Origin of the sequence: Neobacillus drentensis (assembly GCF_036965425.1) — a bacterium.
GTDB lineage: Bacteria > Bacillota > Bacilli > Bacillales > Cytobacillaceae > Neobacillus > Neobacillus drentensis_F.
In genome coordinates this window covers 21,571-27,570 of the sequence record NZ_JBALPP010000011.1, presented here as the reverse complement: position 1 = coordinate 27,570, position 6,000 = coordinate 21,571, and the positions used below count along the sequence as shown (strand labels likewise).

General features: G+C 40.4%; 6 protein-coding genes. All 6 read left to right on the top strand.

The genetic code is table 11. The features are described from left to right. Positions 1 to 205: 205 nt before the first annotated feature. The 6 genes from V7161_RS02895 (at position 206) to V7161_RS02870 (ending at position 5,912) form a co-directional block, all read left to right on the top strand. A complete protein-coding gene (locus V7161_RS02895; protein WP_335442192.1) occupies positions 206 to 853 on the top strand; it encodes an AmiS/UreI family transporter in 648 nt (215 codons plus the stop codon). Between the two features lies 1 nt (position 854). Beyond that, complete coding sequence (locus V7161_RS02890; RefSeq protein WP_335442191.1) at positions 855 to 2,030, top strand: NupC/NupG family nucleoside CNT transporter; 1,176 nt, start codon at positions 855 to 857, stop codon at positions 2,028 to 2,030. Between the two features lie 184 nt (positions 2,031 to 2,214). Then, positions 2,215 to 2,985, top strand: a complete 771-nt coding sequence (locus tag V7161_RS02885; RefSeq protein WP_335442190.1) for a sugar phosphate isomerase/epimerase family protein — start codon at positions 2,215 to 2,217, stop codon at positions 2,983 to 2,985. Beyond that, positions 2,973 to 3,932, top strand: a complete 960-nt coding sequence (locus tag V7161_RS02880) for a sugar kinase (protein WP_335442189.1) — start codon at positions 2,973 to 2,975, stop codon at positions 3,930 to 3,932. The genes V7161_RS02885 and V7161_RS02880 overlap by 13 nt, the downstream gene beginning before the upstream one ends. 1 nt (position 3,933) lies before the next feature. Next, positions 3,934 to 5,214 carry an MFS transporter gene (locus tag V7161_RS02875; RefSeq protein ID WP_335442188.1) on the top strand — a complete coding sequence of 427 codons (1,281 nt, stop codon included), beginning with the start codon at positions 3,934 to 3,936 and terminating at the stop codon, positions 5,212 to 5,214. 62 nt (positions 5,215 to 5,276) lie between these two features. After that, a complete protein-coding gene (locus tag V7161_RS02870) occupies positions 5,277 to 5,912 on the top strand; it encodes a bifunctional 4-hydroxy-2-oxoglutarate aldolase/2-dehydro-3-deoxy-phosphogluconate aldolase (RefSeq protein WP_335442187.1) in 636 nt (211 codons plus the stop codon). Positions 5,913 to 6,000: the final 88 nt, after the last annotated feature.

Sequence of the window (6,000 nt, the reverse complement as noted above, 5' to 3'; positions counted from 1 at the left end):
TTTATTATTGAAGTTCTATATAAATGGGCATTTTTATAGAAAATGGAAAAAAATAAATTAAAACTTTGTTCAATTATGATTTAACATTTGTTCAAAATGTGTGATATATTATTTAGGTATTTAACGAGTGAAAGCGTTTCATGGAAAACTATCTTTTGTTAGAAATTTAGCTGGAAATTCCGTGGATAAAGTGAAGGAGGACATAATGGGTTTTGTTGGTTTATTTCTTTCAGGTGCTGTCTTATTTCTAAACAGTCTTATGCTGTTAGGGAAAGCGGATGCAAAAAGTGTAGGTATCTTTAATCTTTTCGTAGGTACTATTCAAATAATTATCCCATCCTATTTGATCATTGTTTCGAATCAAGATCATTGGGAGCTTTATAATAATGCATCAATTTTTCTATTTGGCTTAACTTATTTATATGTTGGGTTCACCGCATTAAAGGGACTTGATGGCAGTGGACTCGGTTGGTTTAGTCTCTGGGTAAGTATAATTGGTGTCGTCTATACCATTACATCTATTATTCACTTTCATGATGCTGTCAATGCACTAACATGGGGCATGTGGACATTTTTATGGTTTCTGTTCTTTTTGTCAAATGCGCTTAATAAAAAAATTGAACATTATATAGGATTGGTTGCATTTGTTCAATCCTGGGTAACGTTGACCATCCCAGCGCTCCTTTATTTTTTAGGGGTCTGGAATACACAAAATGTCTACCGAATCTGGACCTGTATATTAATTCTAGCTATTTTTTATTTTATTGTTAGTTTTTTTAGATGGAAATTTTCAAATAATAAAGGGAAAAGAAATCAAGCAATCCCTGTAATCAATGCTTTGGAGGTAAAATAATATGTCAATCATAATTGGAATCGTTGGGATCCTTGTTCTCATGGGTATAGCCTGGCTGATGTCAAACGATAAGAAAAACATAAATTATCGTGCAGTTGGTATCATGACAGCCGTTCAGTTGTTAATAGCTTGGTTTATGTTAAATACTTCAATCGGTAAAAAAGCTCTGCACAAGATCGTCGATGGGTTTAACAAAGTTCTTTCTTTCGGAAATGACGGTATCTCATTCGTATTTGGGGATCTTGCAGGAAAAAATTTATTCTTTGTAAATGTTCTAATGATGATTGTATTCGTTACAGCTATTCTAGGTATTTTAACGTATTCAAGAATATTACCATTAGCGATTAAATACATTGGTGGTGCAGTAAGTAAAATAACAGGCCTGCCAAAGGTGGAATCCTTTGTTGCGGTGAATTCTATGGTATTTGGTGATACTTCTGCTATCCTTTCTGTTAAGTCATTCATTCCTAGTCTTTCTGGTAACCGCTTGTTCGTTGTTGTTACTTCTTCTCTCGTTGCGGTCAGCTGTTCAATCTTAGGAGCGTACATGCAAATGATTCCGGCGGAGTTCGTATTGGTTGCGTTACCAATTAACGTATTCTCTGGACTTATCTTATCAACGATTGTATGTCCTGTTCGTAAAGAAGAAGAGGAAGAAATCGATATTAAGGGAATGATTCCGGAGAAATCTCTGTTCGAAGCAATCGGCAACTGGACATTGCTCGGAGGAAGGACGGCCTTAATCGTAGGTGCTATGCTTATCACTTATGTAGGATTGATTGCAGCCGTTAACTGGATTTTCACTTCAATCTTCGGCATCTCATTCACTGGCGTACTTGGATATGTATTTGCGCCAATTGCATGGATCATGGGTATTCCTGCAAATGAGATTGTTAAATCTGGCTCAGTCATGGGTACTAAGGTAGCCGCTAACGAGTTCGTTGCTATGTTAGATTTCATGAAAATGATCCCTCACATGTCTCACAAGACTGTCGGTATCGTATCAGCATTCTTAGTATCATTCGCGAACTTTTCATCGATTGGAATTATTTTAGGAACTGTACAAGCTATCAATAATGAAAAGGCAAGTGAGTTAGCTAAGGTTGGTTTAAAGGTATTGTTAGTAGCCACAATGGGATCAGTCTTAACTGGAACGATTGTAGGGTTGTTCCTTTAATAAATTTAATAAGCAACCCCTCTCATCACATTTGCATGAGAGGGGTTTTTATTTTCCTCAAAAAAAATAAAAAATCCCCTATTGAAAAACGCTTACATTGTCTTTATAATAAAAATAAATCGATTTACTAAACCGGTTTACTAAATCGATTTATTAAAATTTCAGCTTAGAAAGGATCTTTAACATGAAAAACGTGATTGTTCCGTTGAATGCTTTTGATAGATTCAAAGTGTTAGAGAATGGGCAGGAATCCTTTATCCAACTTATTGCTCAATCAGGAGCTTTTGGGGTCGAGATTCGCCGTGAATTATTGCGGGTCCAAGATCCGCAGCTAGATAAAATTCGAAATGAAATCGCCAGCGATGGACTTTTTGCCGTATACTCCGCTCCCATTGAATTATGGAAAGAGAATCATCAATTAAATAAAACAGAATTAACTGAGATTTTTAAAGAAGCGATGATGATGGGGGCAAAGTGGCTTAAGGTGTCACTCGGGCATTATAAACATGAAGCTTCAAACATAAGTGATCTCGGGCCTTACCTAAACCAATATAAAAACATTCAATTATTGGTCGAAAATGACCAGACACCCCATGGCGGGAATGTAAGCCAGTTAACATCTTTTTTTGAAAACGTTACCGAAAAAAAAGTTCCCGTTAAAATGACCTTCGATGCCGGAAACTGGTATTACTCTGGCCAAAGTGTAGAGGATGCTCTTGATAAACTCTCACCGTACGTCCTTTATCTTCATTTAAAGCAAGTGGAAGAAGGGCCAATCACCGTACCACTTCAAAGGGAAGGGAGTCATAGCTGGAAAAAAGTCATGCAGCATTTTCCAAGCACGATGTTGAAAGCGCTTGAATTCCCAATTGAGCCGATGGAGAAAACAAAGGACTATATCGATTTAATCTCGGAATTAGTAGTAGAAAGCGAGGCAATTTCATGCAACAGCTAGATGTCATTACTTTTGGTGAAGCGATGGCGATGTTTATGGCCAATCAGCCTGGTTCCTTACACCAAATCAATCAATTCACCCTCGAGCTTGCTGGTGCGGAAACCAATGTGGCCATAGGCCTTGCCCGATTGGGACTTCGGGCTGGCTGGGTCAGTAAAGTAGGAAATGATGCTTTTGGAAGGTTCATTATCGAACGGCTTAAAAATGAAAACGTCAACATTGAGCAGGTTTTAATCGATGAACAGCATCCAACAGGGTTTCAACTGAAATCGAAAGTACTGGAGGGGGATCCTGAGGTACAATATTTCCGGAAGGGGTCGGCTGCAAGCCACCTGCAAATCACTGATTTCAATAAAGCTTATTTTCAATCCGCAAAACACCTGCATTTGACCGGGATTCCGTTGGCCATTTCGGAACAGGCAAGGGCCTATGCTAAACATGCCTTATCATTTATGAAAAATAATGGCCGAACGGTCTCATTTGATCCGAATTTACGGCCATCGCTCTGGGCATCAAAAGAGGAAATGGTGGAACAAATCAATGCCGTTGCCTTCCGCGCTAACTATGTGCTGCCGGGAATTACAGAGGGTGAAATCTTGACTGGGTATAAAAAACCGCGAGATATTGCTTCTTTTTACTTAGAAAGTGGTGTCGAGCTTGTGGTGATTAAGCTTGGTGAAGAAGGCGCCTTTTATAAAACCGCTTTTGATGAAGGAACAGTTCCAGGCTTTAAAGTGAAAGAGGTTATTGATACGGTCGGGGCCGGAGATGGCTTTGCTGTTGGTGTCATTAGCGGACTCTTGGAGAAGCTTTCGATTCAGGAAACCGTTGCAAGGGGAAATGCAATTGGTTCTCTAGCTGTTCAATCACCGGGAGACAACGATGGCTATCCAACCTACTATCAACTGCAAAAATATATAGAAGAAAATTTACAGGGAGTGAAATGACATGAAACAAACGATTGCGAAACAAAGATGGCTGCGCTTAATTCCGATTGCGTTTATCACGTACAGTCTTGCCTATCTTGACCGTGCCAACTATGGCTTCGGGGCCGCTTCAGGTTTAGCCGAGGATCTTCACATTACAGCAGGTACTTCTTCCTTGCTTGGGTCACTTTTCTTCTTAGGATATTTCTTTTTCCAAGTGCCTGGTGCTGCATTTGCCGAGAAAAAGAGTGCGAAGGTCCTCATTTTCTGGTCATTGATTGCCTGGGGGTTATTAGCTTCTTTTACAGGTATGGTCTCGAATATTAAATTATTATTTGTGATTCGCTTTGCTCTTGGTGTCGTGGAAAGTGCCGTTATGCCTTCCATGCTTGTCCTTTTAAGTAACTGGTTTACGAAAGCAGAACGCTCACGTGCGAATACGTTCTTAATTTTAGGAAATCCTGCAACCGTTTTATGGATGTCGATTGTTTCTGGTTATTTAGTAAACTCTGTTGGCTGGAGATGGATGTTTATTGCTGAAGGTCTTCCTGCCGTGATTTGGGCATTTATTTGGTGGAAGGTTGTAAATGACAAACCGAGAGATGCAAAATGGTTAACCGAGCAAGAAAAGAAAGATTTTGAACAACAGTTAGCAAAAGAGCAGGAAGGGATTAAACCTGTTAAAAATTATGGTGAAGCCTTTAAATCAAAACCCGTTATTTTGTTAAGTGCGCAATATTTCCTTTGGAGCATTGGAGTTTATGGATTTGTGATGTGGCTTCCATCTATTATTAAAGCAGCGCCAAACATGGATATCGTAAAAACTGGCTGGTTGTCTTCGGTTCCTTATATTTTAGCTATTATTCTTATGCTTGTTGCTTCTTATTTCTCTGATAAAACGTTGAATCGAAACGCATTTGTTTGGCCGTTCTTATTAATTGGCGCTGTTGCATTCTATGCTTCTTATGCGATCGGAACAGACCATTTCTGGATTTCATTCATCTTATTAGTGATCGCCGGCGGGGCGATGTATGCTCCATATGGACCATTCTTTGCGATCATTCCTGAAATCCTGCCGCGAAATGTAGCCGGCGGCGCGATGGCTCTGATTAACAGTATGGGTGCATTAGGTTCTTTTGCTGGCTCGTATGCAGTTGGTTATTTGAATGGAGCAACGGGTGGATTTAGTGCTTCATATATCTTTATGGCAGGCTCGCTATTCCTATCCGCTATTTTAACTGTATGGGCAGTTAAGTCAGCGAAAAAACAAACAGAATCTGGGAATGCCAAAATAAGTGCATAAAACTGGCCGCAGCTTTAGAGTTCCACCTCTAAAGCTGTTACCATTAAAGGGAGAGATTTTGAATGGGGATTGAGGAACTAAAAAATAGAGCAGTTGTTGCAGTCATTCGTGGTGCCACTCTTGAATCGATTATTCCAATGGCAAACGCCCTTAAAGAAGGCGGGGTTACTGCTCTTGAAATCACGATGGAAACGCCAAAGGCCTTAGCGATTATTGAAAAAGCGGCAGATGTATTTGGGGATGACTTGTTAGTTGGCGCAGGGACTGTCCTTGATCCAGAAACAGCGCGGGCGGCTATTATGGCCGGATCGAAGTTTATTTTTTCGCCAACAGTAAATGTGGAAACCATCCGCATGACGAAACGGTATGGGGTGATTAGTGTACCCGGTGCCTTTACTCCAACGGAAATTCTAAATGCCTATGAACATGGTGCCGATGTGATTAAGGTTTTCCCTGCTGGAACGGTGGGGCCTGGATACTTTAAAAATATAGCCGGTCCGCTGCCACATATCCCGCTGATGCCAACAGGAGGCATTAACCTTCAAAATGCCAAGGATTATATTCGCGCTGGAGCGGTGGCTGTAGGTGTAGGAACTTCCTTGGTTGATCCTGACAGGGCTCTGACAGAGGACTATTTATTCGAGGTCACAGAAAATGCTCGGAAGTTGATGGAAGAGGTTCAGATTGCGCGGGGATGAGTGTCATTTTATTTACCGTGAGAGCTCTTTTTAAAGGCTGATGGGAATTCTCCTCCGTTCCGGCACTTTATGAAAGCTGATGGGAATT

Bases quoted from the DNA above. Each gene is read 5' to 3' on its own strand.
- V7161_RS02895 (WP_335442192.1), top strand. From the start codon at position 206: ATGGGTTTTGTTGGTTTATTTCTTTCAGGTGCTGTCTTATTTCTAAAC.
- V7161_RS02890 (WP_335442191.1), top strand. From the start codon at position 855: ATGTCAATCATAATTGGAATCGTTGGGATCCTTGTTCTCATGGGTATA.
- V7161_RS02885 (WP_335442190.1), top strand. From the start codon at position 2,215: ATGAAAAACGTGATTGTTCCGTTGAATGCTTTTGATAGATTCAAAGTG.
- V7161_RS02880 (WP_335442189.1), top strand. From the start codon at position 2,973: ATGCAACAGCTAGATGTCATTACTTTTGGTGAAGCGATGGCGATGTTT.
- V7161_RS02875 (WP_335442188.1), top strand. From the start codon at position 3,934: ATGAAACAAACGATTGCGAAACAAAGATGGCTGCGCTTAATTCCGATT.
- V7161_RS02870 (WP_335442187.1), top strand. From the start codon at position 5,277: ATGGGGATTGAGGAACTAAAAAATAGAGCAGTTGTTGCAGTCATTCGT.